Origin of the sequence: Nonomuraea mangrovi (assembly GCF_042681425.1) — a bacterium.
Taxonomy (GTDB): Bacteria; Actinomycetota; Actinomycetes; order Streptosporangiales; family Streptosporangiaceae; genus Nonomuraea; species Nonomuraea mangrovi.
The window spans coordinates 382,338-399,672 of the sequence record NZ_JBHUFV010000015.1; the positions used below are offsets into that span (position 1 = coordinate 382,338).

General features: G+C 72.1%; 13 protein-coding genes. 10 read left to right on the top strand and 3 right to left on the bottom strand.

The features are described from left to right. Positions 1 to 7: 7 nt before the first annotated feature. From ACFSKW_RS09265 to ACFSKW_RS09285, 5 genes are read left to right on the top strand one after another with little or no spacing between them, the layout of a single operon-like run. The gene (locus ACFSKW_RS09265; protein WP_379571198.1) at positions 8 to 817 is read left to right on the top strand and encodes a class I SAM-dependent methyltransferase; all 810 of its coding nucleotides are present in this window, start codon (positions 8 to 10) and stop codon (positions 815 to 817) included. Beyond that, positions 814 to 1,695, top strand: coding sequence for a lysylphosphatidylglycerol synthase transmembrane domain-containing protein (locus ACFSKW_RS09270; protein ID WP_379571200.1), 882 nt, complete (start codon positions 814 to 816; stop codon positions 1,693 to 1,695). The genes ACFSKW_RS09265 and ACFSKW_RS09270 overlap by 4 nt, the downstream gene beginning before the upstream one ends. Positions 1,696 to 1,754: 59 nt before the next feature. Next, positions 1,755 to 2,867, top strand: coding sequence for a glycosyltransferase family 4 protein (locus ACFSKW_RS09275; protein ID WP_379571202.1), 1,113 nt, complete (start codon positions 1,755 to 1,757; stop codon positions 2,865 to 2,867). A 32-nt stretch (positions 2,868 to 2,899) separates the two neighbouring features. Continuing rightward, positions 2,900 to 3,979, top strand: coding sequence for a mannose-1-phosphate guanylyltransferase (manB, locus tag ACFSKW_RS09280; RefSeq protein WP_431894056.1), 1,080 nt, complete (start codon positions 2,900 to 2,902; stop codon positions 3,977 to 3,979). Positions 3,980 to 3,988: 9 nt separating this feature from the next. Beyond that, positions 3,989 to 5,179, top strand: a complete 1,191-nt coding sequence (locus tag ACFSKW_RS09285; protein ID WP_379571206.1) for a DNA-3-methyladenine glycosylase family protein — start codon at positions 3,989 to 3,991, stop codon at positions 5,177 to 5,179. Here the strand turns inward: ACFSKW_RS09285 and ACFSKW_RS09290 are convergent. Beyond that, positions 5,145 to 5,282: a hypothetical protein gene (locus ACFSKW_RS09290; protein ID WP_379571208.1), complete on the bottom strand. Its 138-nt coding sequence runs from the start codon at positions 5,280 to 5,282 to the stop codon at positions 5,145 to 5,147. The genes ACFSKW_RS09285 and ACFSKW_RS09290 overlap by 35 nt on opposite strands. Before the next feature lie 107 nt (positions 5,283 to 5,389). Here ACFSKW_RS09290 and ACFSKW_RS09295 point away from each other — a divergent pair, with 107 nt between their 5' ends. After that, the gene (locus tag ACFSKW_RS09295) at positions 5,390 to 8,068 is read left to right on the top strand and encodes a bifunctional FO biosynthesis protein CofGH (protein ID WP_379571210.1); all 2,679 of its coding nucleotides are present in this window, start codon (positions 5,390 to 5,392) and stop codon (positions 8,066 to 8,068) included. Between the two features lie 57 nt (positions 8,069 to 8,125). On the opposite strand, the gene ACFSKW_RS09300 is transcribed toward ACFSKW_RS09295, so the two are convergent. Continuing rightward, the gene (locus tag ACFSKW_RS09300) at positions 8,126 to 9,400 is read right to left on the bottom strand and encodes a coenzyme F420-0:L-glutamate ligase (RefSeq protein WP_379571212.1); all 1,275 of its coding nucleotides are present in this window, start codon (positions 9,398 to 9,400) and stop codon (positions 8,126 to 8,128) included. Then, positions 9,397 to 10,335: a 2-phospho-L-lactate transferase gene (gene cofD / locus ACFSKW_RS09305; RefSeq protein ID WP_379571214.1), complete on the bottom strand. Its 939-nt coding sequence runs from the start codon at positions 10,333 to 10,335 to the stop codon at positions 9,397 to 9,399. Before cofD ends, ACFSKW_RS09300 begins: the two co-directional genes overlap by 4 nt. A gap of 242 nt (positions 10,336 to 10,577) precedes the next feature. On the opposite strand from cofD, the gene ACFSKW_RS09310 reads away from it, so the two are divergent. The 4 genes from ACFSKW_RS09310 to ACFSKW_RS09325 all read left to right on the top strand — a co-directional run bounded on the left by ACFSKW_RS09310 (position 10,578) and on the right by ACFSKW_RS09325 (position 17,330). Further along, positions 10,578 to 12,533 (top strand): hypothetical protein, encoded by a 1,956-nt coding sequence (locus tag ACFSKW_RS09310; RefSeq protein WP_379571216.1) that lies wholly within the window; start codon positions 10,578 to 10,580, stop codon positions 12,531 to 12,533. Between the two features lie 312 nt (positions 12,534 to 12,845). Next, positions 12,846 to 13,109 carry a WhiB family transcriptional regulator gene (locus ACFSKW_RS09315; protein WP_358137184.1) on the top strand — a complete coding sequence of 88 codons (264 nt, stop codon included), beginning with the start codon at positions 12,846 to 12,848 and terminating at the stop codon, positions 13,107 to 13,109. Between the two features lie 106 nt (positions 13,110 to 13,215). Further along, complete coding sequence (locus ACFSKW_RS09320) at positions 13,216 to 16,011, top strand: glycosyltransferase (RefSeq protein ID WP_379571219.1); 2,796 nt, start codon at positions 13,216 to 13,218, stop codon at positions 16,009 to 16,011. Further along, positions 16,011 to 17,330: a DUF5719 family protein gene (locus ACFSKW_RS09325; protein ID WP_379571221.1), complete on the top strand. Its 1,320-nt coding sequence runs from the start codon at positions 16,011 to 16,013 to the stop codon at positions 17,328 to 17,330. The genes ACFSKW_RS09320 and ACFSKW_RS09325 overlap by 1 nt, the downstream gene beginning before the upstream one ends. The last annotated feature ends 5 nt before the right edge of the window (positions 17,331 to 17,335 follow it).

Below are 17,335 nucleotides of genomic sequence, written 5' to 3' on the forward strand. Positions count from 1 at the left end.
GGGTGTGGTGAGGGAAAAGCAGCTGGAGTACTCCGAGTTCCAGTCGGCGATGCTCGACGAGGCGAAACGCCGGCGCAAGGCCGCGAAGATCATCGCGGTGCTGGAGCACTTCAACGGGCCGCTCGACGGGCTGACGGTCGGCGACGTCGGCTGCTCGGCGGGGTTCATCGCCGACGAGCTGGCGGGAGCGGGCGCCGGGCACACGCTGGGCATCGACATCGACGTGCCCGGCCTGCGCAAGGCCGCCGACAGGTTCGGCAAGCGGGTCGCGTTCATCTGCGGCGACGGCACCGCGCTGCCCTTCCCCGACGGCTCGCTCGACGTGCTGGTCTTCAACCACATCTACGAGCACGTCGTCGACCCCGACGCGGTCGTCGCCGAGATGCACCGGGTGCTGTCCGACGACGGGGTCCTCTATCTGGGGCTCGGCAACAAGCTCGGCATCATGGAGCCGCACTACAAGCTGCCGTTCCTGTCCTACCTGCCGCCGGCGCTCGCCGACCGCTACGTCCGGGCCTTCGGCAGGGCCGACCACTACTACGAGCGATACCGCACCAGGCGGGGGCTGCGGCGGATGACCCGCGCCTTCCACGTCTGGGACTACACCTTCCCCGTGCTGGCCACGCCCACGGCGTTCGCCGGAGGCGAGCTGTTCCCAGGAGCGCTGGGCAAGCTCGCCACGACCGTGCTGGCCAGGACGCCCCGTGCCGTGCTCAAGCTGATGCTCCCGCTGGTGCCCACCTACCTGTGGGTGGCGACCAAGCGGCCGCGCACCCCCGCGGGGGCCGCGCTCCCGCAGCCGCCGGAGCGCCTGTGAAGAAGGCGGTACGGCTCGGCTTCCTGCTGGTCGCGCTCGGGTTCGGCACCTGGGCCGTCGTCTCGCAGTGGGACGCTGTCGCCGCCGGGTTCGCCAGGCTGACCTGGCCGATGGTGGCGGGCTCGCTCGTCTCCGTGGTCGCCGCCCTGCTGGCCGCCATGCTGACCTGGCGCACCCTGCTGGCCGACCTGGGCTCCCCGCTGCGGCTCAGGCCTGCGGCGAAGGTGTTCTTCGTCGGTCAGCTCGGCAAGTACATCCCCGGCGCGGTCTGGCCGATGCTGGCCCAGATGGAGATGGGCAAGGACCTCGGCGTGCCGCGCTCGCGCAGCGCGGCCGCGTTCTTCCTGATGATGCCCATCCAACTGGCCACCGGGCTGCTGGTCACGATGGTCACGCTCGGCTGGGACCGCTTCGGCTGGGCGCTGCTGCTCATCCCCGTGCTCGTCGTCCTGCTGGAGCCCAAGGTGATCAACTCGTTGATCGGCTTCGGGCTGCGCAGACTCAAGCGCGAGCCGCTGGAGCGGCCGCTCACCCGCAGGGGCATGCTGACCGCGCTGGCGTGGGCGGTGCTCGGCTGGTGCGCCTACGGCGCGCACCTGTACCTGCTGGCCTCCGACATGGGCGCGTCGGGAGGGCTGCTCTACTCCGTCGGCGCGTTCGCGCTGACGTGGTGCCTGGGCATCATGACCTTCGTCGTGCCCGCGGGGGCGGGAGTGCGGGAGGCGGCGATGGTGGTGGTGATGTCGCCCGTGCTCGACCGGGGCTCGGCGATCGCGCTCGCCTTGTGCTCCCGCATCGTGATCATCCTCGGGGACCTGATCTGCGCCGCAGCGGCGGGCGCCGCGGCCAAGGCCGCCGTGGACCGCAATTCCGTGTGATTTACCCCACGCGGTCGTAGGGTTGAGGCAGGCGAAGGTCTTCAGGGGAGGGATCTTTCGTGATACCTCGAGTGCTCATCGACGCGGCCGCGGTGCCGGCCGACCGAGGCGCGCTGAACAGATATGTCGATGGGCTGGTCGGTGGACTCCACCGGGCGGGTGCCGACGTGAGCGTGGTGTGTCAACGGGCCGACGCCGAAAGGTACGGCAGGATCGCGCCGTCGGCTCGGGTGGTCCCGGGGCCCGTGGCCATCACCAACAGGTCGGCCAGGCTGGCGTGGGAGCAGACGGGCGTGCCGGTGATCGCCCGGCGGGTGGGCGCGCAGGTGATCCACGCGCCCTACTACTCGATTCCGCTGCGCTCGGGCCTGCCGACCGTGGTGACGGTGCACGACGTCACCTGGTTCGGCGAACCCGAGCAGCAGAACTCGGTCTTCTTCCGGTCGGCGATCCGCACCGACGTACGGCACGCCAACCGCGTGATCGTGCCGTCCAAGGCGACGCGGGACGAGCTGATCAGGCTGCTGACCGCCGACCCGACCAGGATCGACGTCGCCTACCACGGCGTCGACCATGCGATCTTCCACACGCCGAACGACGTGGAGGCCAGGCGGGTCGCCGACCGGCTGGCGCTGCACGGCCAGCAGTACGTCGCCTTCCTGGGGGCGCTGGAGCCGCGTAAGAACGTGCCGAACCTGATCAGGGGCTTCGCCAGGGCCGTCGAAGGGCTGCAGGATCCGCCCGCGCTGGTGCTCGGCGGCGGCATCCACGAGTTCGACGTCGACGCGGCGGTCAGCGAGGTGTCGGAGAGGGTGAAGGTGGTCAGGCCCGGCTACCTGCCCTATTCCGACCTGCCCGGCTTCCTGGGCGGCGCGCTGGTCGCGGCTTTCCCCTCCATGGGCGAAGGGTTCGGCCTGCCGGTCCTGGAGGCGATGGCGTGCGGGACACCGGTGCTCACCACGCGGCGCACCTCACTGCCCGAGGTGGGCGGTGACGCGGTCGCCTACACCGAGCCCGATCCCGACAGCATCGCGGTGGCGCTCGGGCAGTTGCTGGCCTCGCCCGAGCGGCGCGCGGAGCTGGCGGCGGCGGGCCTGGCGAGAGCGAAGGAATTCAGCTGGGACACCTCGGCGCAGGCACATCTGTTGTCCTATCAACGCGCGGTCGAATAGTTGGGTAACCTCACGGGGTGATGGAGAGCTCCTTGCCAGGTCTCGAGGCGATACTCCTGGTCGGAGGCCAGGGCACGCGCCTGCGCCCGCTGACGATCGGCACGCCGAAACCGTTGTTGCCGACAGCCGGGGTTCCGTTCCTGGCGCACCAGCTCGCCCAGGCGCGCTCGTTCGGAGTACGGCGGATCGTCTTCGCCACCTCCTACAAGGCCTCGATGTTCGAGCCGGTCTTCGGCGACGGGTCATCGATGGGTCTCGAGCTGGTCTACATGACCGAGGAGACGCCGCTCGGCACCGGTGGAGCGATCCGAAACGCTGCCCAGGCGCTGACCTGCGGCCCCGACGACCCGGTGCTGGTCCTCAACGGCGACATCCTGTCCGGGCACGACGTCGGCGACCAAGTGAGGCAGCACGTCTCCCGCGGGGCGGCGGTGACGCTGCACCTGACCGAGGTGGACGATCCTTCGAGGTTCGGCTGCGTGCCGACCGATGCCGACGGGCGGGTCACCGCGTTCCTGGAGAAGACCCCCCATCCCGTGACCAACCGCATCAACGCCGGGTGCTACGTCTTCACCCGCTCGGTGATCGACTCGATCCCGCCCGGGCAGGTCGTGTCGGTGGAGCGGCAGACCTTCCCCGGGCTGATCGACTCGGGAGCGCTGGTGCTCGGCTACGCCGACAGCAGCTACTGGCTCGACGTCGGCACCCCCGCCGCCTTCGTCAAGGGTTCGCGCGACCTGGTGCTCGGCCGGCTCGGCTCGCCGGCGTTGCCAGGGCCGACGGGCGAGTCGCTGACGCTCGACGGGGCGGTCGTGTCCTACGAGGCCGAGGTCACCGGCGGTTCGGTGATCGGGGCGCGGGCCGTGGTCGAGGCGGGCGCCTCGGTGAGCGGCAGCGTGCTCGGCGACGGGTGCGTGATCGAGAAGGGGGCGACCGTGGTCGACTCCCTGATCGGGCTCGGCGCGCGGATCGCCAAGGGCGCCGTGGTGCGCGACTCGGTGATCGGCGACGGCGCGACCGTGGGGCCTGGCAACGAACTGCAGGCGGGGGCGCGGGTCTGGCCCGGCGTGGTGCTGCCCGAGTGCGCGGTCCGCTTCTCCAGCGACGCGTAGTCTGCTGCCATGGACGGCCCCTCTCCAGCGATGGACCCGACGTCCGTAGACCGCCTGCCCGGGGCGGCGGCTCAGCCGGGCGAGGCCGTCCTTCCCGTCGAGAGGGTGGCGTTCCCCGCGGAGGGGCCACGGTCCTCGCTCGTACGGCCCGTCCGTTCGGCGGTCGCGCCCACCGGTGCGGTCGCGGGCTCCTTCGGCAGGCTCGCCGTTCCGCGTGAGACCTCGTCAGGGCCGGCGGCCGGTGCGGGGACGCGTCTCTCCGGCGGCGTCACCCGTGGCCCGGTGGGCCGGTCGGGGCAGGCGGGGCGAACGGTTCCGGCCGGTACTGCGGCCGTGATGGAGCGGCGGCTGGAGGTGCGGGGGGATCCCGGGCCTATCCTGGGCCCGCACCAGCACGGCGGTCACGACCCGACGTGGCAGCGGGCGGCCGACGGCACGATCTGGCGCACCTGCCGCACACCGGACGGCCCCGGCACCCTGCGCGTCACCAGGCGGGGCGGGCAGGCGTGGGGTCCAGGCGCGGCGTGGCTGCTCGAATCGCTTCCCTCCCTGCTGGGCGCGGACGACGACATCTCAGGCTTCGAGGTGCGTCACGAGGTGCTCCAGGGCTACGGCGTGCCCAGGATCGGGCGCACGGGCCGCGTGTTCGAGGCGCTCGTGCCTGCGGTGCTCGAGCAGAAGGTGGTCGGGCGTGAGGCGTGGCGCGCGTGGCGGTGGCTGCTGCGCAGGTACGGCACGCCCGCGCCGGGGCCCGCGCCCGAGGGCATGCGGGTGATGCCGGAGCCCGAGGTGTGGCGGCAGATCCCCGCCTGGGACTGGCACAGGGCCGGTGCGGAGGCCGTGCGCGCACGGACGATCGCGACCGCGGCATGGCACGCGGACAAGCTCGAGGCCGCCGCCGACTCCGCCTCGCTCGATCGACTCCTGAGGGCGTTGCCCGGCATCGGAGTGTGGACGTCGGCGGAGGTGCGGCAGCGCTGCATGGGTGATCCCGACGCGGTGAGCGTCGGCGACTTCCATCTCGCCACGATCGTGGGTTGGGCGTTGACGGGGCGAAAGGCCGACGACGCCGAGATGATGCGGTTGCTGGAGCCGTACAGGGGGCATCGGCACAGGGCCTGCCTGCTGGTGGGGCTCACCGGGTTGCGGCCACCCGCGAGGGGGCCTAGGCAGTCCGCCCGGGACTACCGCTCCTTCTGAAAGGGAGCTTGCGCCAGTCCCTGCTGTCGCGCGTGTCGGTGCCGAAGAACGGGCCGGCGATGGCGAGGACGGCGATCAGGCTGATGATGAAGATCCAGGACATTGCGTGCTCCTTTGCTCACCTCCAATTATTGCCTGTACATGTATTTACGTCCATCGAGACTTTCTACGGACCACCCTTCAGCTTTGCTTAACGACTAATGTGCCGGTATGACCCAAGTCAGCGATTCCGCACTCCGTCGGGCGCTCGCCAGAGCCCGCGACGGGAAGGCCCTCGATCTCACCGAGGCCGCTGTGCTGCTCCAGGCCCGTGACGAGCATTTGGACACCCTCCTGGAGCACGCCTCACGGGTGCGTGACGCCAACGGCCGCAACGGCGTCATCACCTACAGCAAGAAGGTGTTCATCCCGCTGACCAGGCTGTGCAGGGACAGATGCGGCTACTGCACGTTCGCCACCGCGCCGGGCAGGCTGCCCGCCGCCTTCCTCAGCCCCGACGAGGTCCTGGAGATCGCCAGGCAGGGCGCGGCCATGGGGTGCAAGGAGGCGCTGTTCACGCTCGGTGACCGGCCTGAGGACCGCTGGCACCAGGCCCGCTCCTGGCTGGACGCCCACGGCTACGACGACACGCTCTCGTACGTGCGGGCGATGGCGATCAGGGTGCTGGAGGAGACGGGCCTGCTGCCCCACCTCAATCCCGGCGTCCTCTCGTGGCGCGACTTCCAGCGGCTCAAGCCCGTCGCCCCCTCGATGGGCATGATGCTGGAGACCACCTCCCGCCGCCTGTTCGAGGAGAAGGGCCAGCCGCACTACGGCTCCCCCGACAAGGACCCCGCGGTACGGCTGCGCGTGCTGGAGGACGCGGGCCGCTCGAACGTCCCCTTCACCACGGGCATCCTGATCGGCATCGGCGAGACCATCGAGGACAGAGCCGAGTCGATCTTCGCGATGCGGCGGGTGGCCAGGGAGTACGGCGGGATCCAGGAGGTCATCGTCCAGAACTTCCGTGCCAAGCAGGACACCGCGATGCGCGGGCTGCCCGACGCGTCCCTGCAGGAACTGGCCGCGACGATCGCGGTGACCAGACTGGTGCTCGGCCCGAAGACACACGTCCAGGCCCCGCCGAACCTGGTGGACGACGAGTACGCGCTGATGATCAGGGCGGGCATCGACGACTGGGGCGGGGTCTCGCCCCTCACCCCCGACCACGTCAACCCCGAGCGCCCCTGGCCGAACATCGAGGAACTGGCCGCCCGCACCGCCGCGGCCGGGTTCGAGCTGAGGGAGCGGCTGACCATCTATCCCGAGTACGTGCTGGCGGGCGAGCCGTGGCTCGACCCCAGGCTCTTCGCGCACGTGTCGGCGCTGGTGGACCCCGACACCGGGCTCGCCAGGCAGGACGCCCCGCTGGTGGGGCGGCCCTGGCAGGAGCCCGACGGCGGCTTCGCGGCCTCGGGACGCACCGACCTGCACGTCGAGGTGGACACCTCGGGGCGCACGAACGACCGGCGCGACGACTTCGACAACGTCTACGGTGACTGGGAAGCCCTCCGTGACCGGCTCCCCACGCCCGCGACCGCCGTCGGGCTCCAGGGTGACGGCTCCCCGCAGGAGGCGCCCGACTTCCCGGCGACGCCGGCCTCCGCGGAGGCCGGCGGCTTCCCGGGCTCGGGAGCGTCCTCCTCTGAGGCGGCGCTCGGGCGCTCTCCTGGCGTCGGAGTCATGGGTGACGTGGCCGAGGCGCTCCGCCAGGCTGAGAAGGACCCCGCGAGCCTGACCGACGCGCAGGCCGTCGCCCTCCTCGGCGCGGACGGCGAGGCCCTGGAGGAGCTCGCCCGCCTGGCCGACCACCTCAGGCGCGAGGCCGTGGGCGACGATGTGACCTACGTCGTCAACCGCAACATCAACTTCACCAACGTCTGCTACACCGGGTGCAGGTTCTGCGCGTTCGCCCAGCGCAGGACGGACGCCGACGCCTACACCCTGTCCCTGGACCAGGTCGCCGACCGCGCGCAGGAGGGCTGGCAGGCGGGCGCCACCGAGGTGTGCATGCAGGGCGGCATCCACCCCGACCTGCCCGGCACCGCCTACTTCGACATCGCCCGCGCGGTGAAGGCCAGGACGCCGGGCATGCACGTGCACGCCTTCTCCCCGATGGAGGTCATCAACGGGGCGAGCCGTACGAACCTGTCCATCGAGGACTGGCTGACCGCGGCACGGGAGGCGGGTGTCGACTCCCTGCCCGGCACCGCGGCCGAGATCCTCGACGACGACGTCCGCTGGGTGCTGACCAAGGGGAAGCTGCCCACCAGGGAATGGATCGACGTCATCACCACCGCGCACCGCGTGGGCATCCCGACGACCTCGACCATGATGTACGGGCATGTCGACACGCACCTGCACTGGGTGCAGCACATCAAGCTGATCAGGAGCATCCAGGAGCGGACCGGCGGGTTCTCCGAGTTCGTGCTGCTGCCGTTCGTGCACCACAGCGCGCCCATCTACCTGGCCGGCATCGCCCGGCCCGGCCCGACCGCCCGCGAGAACCGCGCCGTCCACGCGCTGGCGCGGATCCTGCTGCACGGCGCGATCGGCAACATCCAGTGCTCGTGGGTCAAGCTGCGCGACGACCTGTGCCGCCAGGTGCTCACGGGCGGTGTCAACGACCTCGGCGGCACGCTCATGGAGGAGACGATCAGCCGCATGGCGGGCTCGGAGAACGGCTCCTACAAGACGATCACCGAGATCGCCGAGATGGTCGCCCCCACCGGGCGGCCGCTGCGCCAGCGCACCACCGAGTACGGCACGCCGTCGGCGGAGCGGCTGGCGGCCTCGGCGGCCAGCGACGGCGTCTGCCGGAGCGTCCGCCGCACACTGCCGGTCGTCTGACCGGACGGCCCGGGGCCCTGGTCCGTCCGGAACCAGGGCCCCGCCACGGCCGGACCGTCAGCGGGTGACGTAGAAGTCGGCCGCGTCGCGCGGGGCGCGGTCGCGCGGCGGCGCGGCGGCGTGCCCGATGGCGACGCAGCCCATCGGATCCCACGACTCGGGAAGGTCGAGCACCTCCCGCACCACGGGGCGGCAGAACATCGTGGACGACACCCACGCCGAGCCGAGCCCCTCCACCGCCAGCTGCACGAGGAAGTTCTCCACGCCCGCGCCCATCGCGACCACGAACATCTCCCGCTCGGCGGCGTTGCGCCTGTCGTCACGGTAGGTGTGGGAACCCTCCATCACCAGGCACGGCACGGCGAGGTAGGGCGCGTTGCGCAGGACGTCGCCGCGCCTGATCCGCTTGGCGATCGACTGCTCGGTGAACCCGTCGCCGCGCAGGTCGGCGATCCACGCCTCCCGCATCGCGTCGACCAGCCGCGACCGGGTCTCGGCCGACTCCACCAGGACGAAGCGCCACGGCGTCGTGTGGTGCGGCGCGGGGGCCGCGATGCCCGCCGCCACGGCTCGCCGTACCGCCTCGGGGTCGACGGGAGCGGTGGAGAACTCCCTGATCGTCCGGCGGGCGAAGACGACATCACGGGAGCCGTAACGGAACAGGTCCTCGTCGGCGGGGCGGATGAGCGGGCGCACCCCGGGCCCGTCGTCGGCGGTCACCAGATGGGCGAGCCCGCGCACGATCGCCACGGGCACGCCCGTGAGCTTGCCCTTGACCAGCTCGGCCGCCGCGGCGATCTCGTCGATCAGCGCGGTGACGGTGGCGTTGAGCGGGTTGCCGTGGGTGTCGGTGCCACCCCTGAAGTCCTCGAGCGGACGCACGCCCGCCGCGCCGATGGCGACGTCGGTGAGTCCGTGACGCCACGGACGGCCGAAGGTGTCGGAGACGATCACGCCGACGCGTCCGCCGAGGGCGGCCCTGATCCGGCGGGCGGAGGCGTCGGAGTCCTCGGGCAGCAGCAGGACGGTGCCGGGCTCGGTGTTGGAGGCGTCGACGCCCGCCGCGGCCATGACGAAGCCGTGGCGCGTCTGGGAGATGACGGTGTCGCCGCGCCTGGCGACCACGCGGTCGGTCTCCTCCTCGATGGCCTCGGTGCGGTCGCTTCCCCGCCGCACGCGGCCCTCCGCCTTGCTGACGATCTTGGAGGTGATGACGACGATGTCGCCGTCGCGCAGATCCTGCTCCTTCAGCAGCGCGGCGAGGTCGTCCCCCGGGCGGACCTCGCCGATGCCGTGGACGCCGAAGACCTGGATCGCGGTCGTCTCGGTCATCGGGACAGCTCCTGGGCCATGGTCAAGGCGGCGCGGGCGATGTCCGCGGCGGCGTCGGCGTCGTGCATGATCAGCGGGCGGGCCTCGACGCGTACGCCGTCGAGGGCGACCGACGCGTCCTCCTCGGCCACCAGCCAGCCGTCGATCAGGTCGGCGCCGTAGAGGGACAGCACCGCCTGCGCGCTGGTCTCCACGCCGATCGCCGTCAGGCAGGCGTCGGCCATGCCGCGGACGGGCGCGCCGCCGATGATGGGGGAGACGCCGACGACCGTCTTGGCGACCAGGGCGTCGCGGATGCCGGGGATCTGCAGGATGGTGCCGATGCTCACCACCGGGTTGGACGGGGGCAGGATCACCACGTCGGCCTCGTCGATGGCGTCGAGGACCCCCGGAGCGGGAGTGGCGGTGTCGGCGCCGATCAGCGCGATCGACTCCGCGGGGACGGAGGCGCGCAGCCGTACCCACCACTCCTGGAAGTGGACGGCGCGGCGGCCCTGGTCGTCGGTGATGACGACATGGGTCTCGCAGCGGTCGTCGCTCATCGGCAGCAGCCGCACACCCGGCTGCCAGCGCGCGCACAGGGCCTCGGTGATCTGGGAGAGCGGGTAGCCGGCCTCCAGCATCTGGGAGCGCACGATGTGGGTGGCGAAGTCGCGGTCGCCGAGCCCAAACCACTGCGGCTCGACGCCGTAGGCGGCCAGCTCCTCCTTGACGACGTGGCTCTCCTTCTCCCGCCCCCAGCCCTGCTCCTCGTTGATGCCGCCGCCGAGCGTGTACATGACGGTGTCGAGGTCGGGGCAGACCCGCAGGCCGAAGAGGGTGATGTCGTCACCGGTGTTGCCGATGACCGTGATCTCGGCGTCGGGGGCGGCGGCACGCAGGCCACGAAGGAAACGGGCGCCGCCGATGCCGCCGGCTAGGGACACGATACGCATGCCGTCAGTCTCGCATCCGGGTCTCGGCGACCTGTCCGGAGAGGCAGCGTTCCATGTCCATGTGTCACGAAATTTCGGTGTATAGGACCTGATCAGGGACTATTGGGATAGATGAGCTTGCTGGGACTCCCGCCACCAAAGTCAGCTATGTGGCAAACTCACCCCGGGTGGTAAGCCACCAGCTGGGGGTAACAGTGAGCAAAATAGACGTCAGCCGGCTGAGAGAGCCGGCTGCATGGATCATGCTTGCCGTCGCGGCGGGGAACGTCCTCGTCGCGCTTTTGCAATTGCTGGTCGCGGAGTCGGGAGCGGTGACCTCTCTGCTGGTCAGGGCGCGCCTGGTCCAGGGCGACCTGACGAGCCCCGTGGCGGCCGCGCTGGCCGTCGGGGCCGTGGTGCTGGTCACCAAGCTGGGTGATCCCACGCCCAAGGCCAAGACGATCGCCTACGGCGCCGCGGGCACGCTCGCCGCCGGCGCGTTCTTCGGCGCCATCTCGCTGCTCCTGGGGCTCTTCTCCGGCATGGGCTTCATGAGCCTGCTGTCCTTCGTGCTCACCGGCGTGCCCACGCTGGCGCTCACCGGGATCGGGGTGGCCTACCTGCTGCCGCAGGTGCTCGCCGCGCGCCCGGCAGCCGCCTTCGGCGGGTACGGCCAGCAGCCGGGCTTCGGTCAGCAGCCCGGCTTCGGTCAGCAGCCAGGCGGCTTCGCCCAGCAGGGGTACGGCCAGCAGCCCCCCAGCCAGGCCCCCGGAGCGCAGGCCCCGGGCCAGCACGCGCCCGCGCAGCAGCCGCCCGCCCAGCAGTACGGCCAGCAGCCGCCGAGCCAGGCCCCGCAGTACGGCCAGCCCGCCGGTTACGCGCAGCAGCCCGCCTCCTCCGGCTACGGACAGCAGCCGCCCAGCTTCGGCGGCGCCCAGGGCTACGACCAGCAGGCCTACAACCAGGCCGCCCCCGCTCCGCAGCAGGCCCACCAGGACGCCTACCAGCCGCCGCAGCCCAAGCCGGAGCTGCCCGCCCTGCCGCCTGCGCCCACGCCGCAGCCCGAACCGCAGAACGTCTACGCGGCCGCCGCCGAGGCGCCGCACAACGTCTATGCGGCCGCCGCCGAGACGCCGCAGAACGTCTACGCGGCCGCCGCCGAGACGCCGCAGAACGTCTACGCGGCCCCCGCTGAGGCGCCGCAGAGCGCCTACGCACCGCCGGCCGAGACGCCGCAGAACCCGTACGCCCCGCCCGCGGAGGCTCCGCAGAGCGTCTACGCACCGCCCGCCGAGCCCCAGCAGAGCCCGTACGCGCCCGCGGAGAGCCCGTACGCGCCCGCGGAGAGCCCGTACGCGCCCGCGGAGGCCGCTCCGACCGCCTACGACACGCCGCAGGCCGCGTACGACACCCCGCCGGCCGCGTACGAAACCCCGCCGGCCGCGTACGACACGCCGCAGGCCGCGTACGACACGCCGCACAACGCCTTCGCGCCGCCCGTGGAGACGCCGCAGCCCTCCTACGCGCCGGCCGAGACCCTCCAGAGCGCCTACGCCCCCGAGCCCCAGGCCTACCAGCCGGAGCCGAACCCCTACGCGCCGCAGGAGCCGAGCGGCTACACGCCGTCGGAGACGCTGCCGACCAACGGGTACGCGCAGCAGCAGGAGTACCAGCCCGCGCCCTACGTGCCCGCCGACAGCCTGCCCAACGCCTACACCCCCACCCACAGCGCGCCCAACGTCTACGAGCCGCAGCCCTACCAGCCCGCCGACACCGCGCAGGGCGCGCCGTACCAGCAGCAGCCGGAGCCCCAGCAGCCCTACTACGAGCAGGCTCCCGCCTTCGAGCACCAGGGCGGCACCCCGTTCACCGGCTACTCGGGCCAGGAGTACGCCCAGCCGCAGCAGCCGCTCTACACCGAGCCCGATCCGCCCGTGGACCCGCGCTCGCAGCAGATGCTGCACGCCTACCAGCAGGCGGAGACGTACCAGCAGTCCACGGCGGGCACCCACCCGCAGCTGCACTTCGATCCCGCGCAGCCGTACCAGCAGCCGTACGACGACCCGTTCGGCCACCCGCAGTCCCCGCCCGCGGCCGGCTACCCGTCGCAGGCCTCGCCCGCCGAGTCGACGATCAGGTTCGACCAGGGCGCGTACCGCCCCGGTGACGACCCCATAGACCCCACGGCCATCTACACGCCGAACGATCCGCGCAGGTAAGAGATCGGTCATTACCGGATAGAGAGAAGGTGGGCCCTGGGCGGGCGTCAAGCCTGCCCTGGTACGGTTCCGACCGCTGACAGCGTTGAACAAGTCACGTCAAGGCCATGGATCCCGGTTTCACCCGGTCCTGAACAGCACATGGCAAGCACACCGGGGCGAGGTGGTCTTTCCCCGGATACCGGCATGCCGCTTGACGTCACCTACAGCACGCGCGTGTAATTACAGCCATGTTGTTACGCCTCCAGGGTGGGTATGTAAGGAGGCGTCCATGGGGGGCTCCATTGCGGGCGGGCGGCAGGGAGGTGTGCAGTGACCGAGTTGGTGGTCATCGCACAGGATCAGCTTGACGCTGAAGAACTCGGCTGGCAGGAGCGTGCGTTGTGCGCTCAGACTGACCCGGAAGCGTTCTTCCCGGAGAAGGGTGGCTCCACCAGAGAGGCCAAGAAGGTCTGCCGTTCCTGCGAGGTGCGGGCCGAGTGCCTGGAATACGCACTCGAGCACGACGAGCGGTTCGGCATCTGGGGTGGGCTGTCCGAGCGGGAACGCCGAAGGATCAAGAAGCAGGCCGTTTAACAAGATATCTCCAAGGGTCACGCGGCGGTTTCGGTGTCTGCCGCGTGACCCTTTTCACTGTTATGGTGTCCGGCGCTGATCATCCCCCCTGGTTGGAGCCGTGCCGATGTCCGCACCTGTCGTCACCGCGATCGTCGTCGCTCATGACGGCGCCCGCTGGTTGGGGGAGACGCTGCAGGCGGTCCTGCGGCAGAGCCGTCCGGCCGATCGGGTCGTCGGCGCGGACAACGGCAGCCGCGACGGCTCGGCCGAGCTGCTCGAGCACGCCCTCGGCCAGGGAAACGTGCTGCGTCTGCCCCGCTCGACCGGTTTCGGCGCCGCGGTCTCCGAGGTGCTCGGCAAGCTGAAGGCCGTGCCAGGGGAGTGGATCTGGCTGATCCACGACGACTGCGCCCCCGATCCTCACGCGCTGCGCCACCTGCTGATGGCCGCCGAGCGCGACCCCGCGGCCGCCGTCCTCGGGCCCAAGCTGCGCGACTGGCTGGACCGCAGGCTGCTGCTGGAGGTCGGCGTCACCGTGGACCGCAGGGGCAGGCGCGACACGGGGCTCGAACCGCGCGAGTACGACCAGGGACAGCATGACGGCGACCGCGACGTGCTGGCGGTCTCGACGGCGGGCATGCTGGTCCGCCGCGACGTCTGGGAGGAGGTCGGCGGCGTCGACCACGCGCTCGCGCTCTTCCGTGACGACCTCGACCTGTGCTGGCGGGTGCGCAACGCGGGCCACAGGGTCGTCAACGTACGGCGGGCGGTCGCCTACCACGCCGAGGCGGCGGCGCGCAGGCGACGACGGATCACCGCGAGTGGCGACCACCCGAGGCGGCTGGACCGGCGCAACGCGATGTTCGTCGTCATGGCGAACCTGCCGTTCGCCGCGATGCTGAGGGCGCTCGCCCGCAACGTGGCCGGCTCCACGTTCAGGGTCCTGCTGTTCCTCGTGGCCAAGCAGCCGGCGAACGCGTGGGACGAGGTGGCGGCGGTCGGCTCGGTGGTGCTGCATCCGGGCCGCATGATCAGCGCGCGCCGCCGCCGCAGGAACGGCAGGAAGCAGGGCTATCCCGCGGTCAAGCGGCTGTTGACGCCGCCGGGCGCCGGCTACCGGCGCCTGCGCGATCTGGTGCAGGGCTTCCTGGCCGGTGAGGGGCCCGTGGAGTCCGCGGGCCGGCACCACGCCGTGGTGGCGCCGCCCAGCGAGGACGACGAGGTCATCCTCGACGACTCGGGCTTCCTCCGGCGCTTCCTCAGCCGTCCTGGCGTGCTGCTCACGCTGGCCCTGACCCTGGTCGCGCTGGCCGCCGAGCGGCACGTGCTCGGTTCCCTGGCGGGCGGCCCCTCGCTCGGCGGAGGGGCGCTGGTGCCGGTCGTCGGCGACGCCTCGGACCTGTGGCGCTTCTACCTGGAGGGATTCCACGACAGCGGGCTCGGCTCGACGGCGTGGGCGCCGCCGTACGTCGCGGTCGTCGCCGCCCTTTCCTCGCTTCTCCTCGGAAAGACGTGGGTGGCGGTCGCCGTGCTGTTGCTCGGCTCGGTCCCGCTGGCGGGCGCCTCCGCCTACCTGGCCACCAGGAAGATGGTCCCCGCCGTGTCGGCGCGGATCTGGCTGGCCGCGACCTACGCGCTGCTGCCCGTCGCCACCGGCGCCGTCGCGGCCGGGCGGCTCGGCACGGCCGTCGTGTTCGTGCTGCTGCCCGTCTACGCGGGGCTCGGCGTCCAGCTGCTGTCGGCCGAGCCGCGGCGGGCACGGCGCGCGGGCTGGGGCCTCGGCCTGCTGCTGGCGGTCGGGACGGCGTTCGCGCCTCTCGTCTACGTGCTGCTGGCCGTGCTCGGCGTGCTCGCCATGATCGCTTTCGGCAGGGTGCGGCAGCTCGCCACGGCGCTGGTCGTCCCGCCGGTGCTCCTCTACCCGTGGCTGCGCGGCTTCGCCGACCACCCAGGCCTGCTCCTTCTTGAGGCGGGCCTGCACCGGCCTGAGCTCATCGACCCCGCGCTGCCGCCGCACTCCTTCCTCACCTTCAGCCCTGGCGGGCCTGGGCTGCCGCCGTTCTGGATCACCGCGGGCCTGATCGTGACCGCGCTGGCGGCGCTGCTGTTCCGCCGCCAGCGCATGATCGTCGCGATCGGCTGGGGCATCGCCGTGTACGGCGTGCTCGTCGCGATCCTGGTCAGCCGGATCACCGTGACCCCCGCGGCGGGGGGCGCTGCTGCGAGGGCCTGGCCCGGCATCCCGCTCGCGTTCGCCGCCACGGGGCTGCTCGTGCTGGTCGCGCTGACCGCGCACCGCCTGGCCGAGCTGCGCGCCGCGGGCGGCCTGCGCAGGCTGTGCGCCGTGGGCGTCGTCGCGCTCGCCTTCAGCACGCCGGTGCTGGGCGCCGCCTTCTGGATCGCGGACGGCACGCGCGGCCCGCTCAGCGGCTCGACGCCCGACCCCGTGCCGGCCATCGCGGGGGCGGGGTCGCCTGAGGGCCTGCGCACGCTGCTGCTGCGCGGCCACGAGTTCACGGTGCTGCACCGCCGTACCCCCTTGCTGGGAGAGGCGGAGCTGCCGGTGACGCAGGCGGCCCGCGAGCAGGTGGCCCGGGCGGCCGCAGGACTGGTCGCGGGGCGTGGCGGCGCCGACGCCGCCACGCTGGCGAAGCTCGGCATCGCCTACGTCGCCGTGTCCCATCCCACGGCGGAGATGACCAAGGCGCTCGACTCCCAGCCGCAGCTCGTCCACCTGAGCCTGAGCGAGACGGAAGGGCTCTGGCGGCTGGTCGAACCGCCCGCCCGGGTGGGACCGCCCGCCGACGATCCCCTGCGCGCGCCGATGCTGTGGGCGCAGGCCGTCCTCACGCTGCTGGCGCTCGTGCTGGCCGCTCCCGGTGCCCGTACGGCCGACCCTCTCGTCGTGGCGGTGGCGTGATGAAGAGATTCGTCGAGAACAGGTTCGGCCTGATGCTGCTGGTCCTGGTCGCGCTCGGCGCGCTGTACGGCGTCGCTTTCCTCACCAGGCCCGCGCCCACGCCGCCCCCGGCCAAGGCGCCGCAGAAGGTGGTCGTGGAGTCGGTCATGGCCGTGTGCCCCGCCCCGCGCGGTGCCGAGGTGTCGGTGCTCAGCGAGCCGGGGGCCGGGCAGGTGACCGTGGGCGGCAAGGCGGTGGCCGAGCCGTCGTGGCGATCGGCGATCAAGGGCGACGAACCCGTGGTCGTGACGGGCACGGGAGCCAGGGCGAGCGGGCTGGAGGCGTCGATCGGCACGCGCGTGACCAAGGGGCGCTCGCGCGGCCTCGCCGGCGTGCGGTGCACCGAGCCCGCGGGCAGCACCTGGCTCGTCGGGCCGGGCCCCTCGGCCGCCGACGTGGAGCTCCACCTGGCCAACGCCGACGCCTCCCCCGCGCTGGCCGACGTGAACGTGTACTCGGCCGAGGGGCCGGTGATCGGTGACGCGGGGCGCGGCATCACGATCAAGCCAGGCGCGCACCTCGTCCTCGACCTCAAGACGATCGCTCCCTCCGCGACCGTGGCGGCCGTCGAGGTGACGACGATCAGCGGCAGGCTCGCCGTCGCCGCGCGAACGGAGCTGGACGCCGGCGGCGTCGACTGGCTGCCCGCGGCCCTGCCGCCCGCGACCAGGGTCGTGGTGCCCGGCATCCCGTCGGGGGAGGGGCGGCGCGAGCTGCTGGTGGCGGCGCCGGGAGCGGAGGACGCGCGGGTGCAGGTGCGTGCGGTGAGCACGGACGGCAGTTATGCGATGAAGGGGCGTGAAACGGTCGACGTCCCGGCGGGGAGCGTCGCCGTCGCGGACCTGACCAAGGGGCTGGACGGGCACGCCGCCGCGCTGGTGCTGACATCGGACGTGCCCGTGGTGGCGGGGATGGCGGTCTCGACGTCGGCGGACGTGGCGTTCACGGCGGGCACGCCCGCGCTGGACCTGGGCAGCGCGGCGGCCGGGGACCGCAGGGGTTCCTCGCTGGTGCTGAGCGCGGTGGGCGGGCCTGGGCGGGTGCGGGTGCGGACCACGCGGGAGACCACGACGGTGGACGTGCCCGCGGCGCGCACGAAGGTGGTGAAGGTGTCCGGCGGGGTGGTGGTGACACCGGTCTCGGGCGAGGTGTACGGCGGGCGCGTGACGAGGGAACGGGTGAAGGGCGGAGAGTTGATCACCGTGGGCACGCTGTCGCCCGGGCGAACGTGGACGATGCTTCCGACGTTCACCGCCGACCCGGCTGTCATCCTCCCGTAACCGGC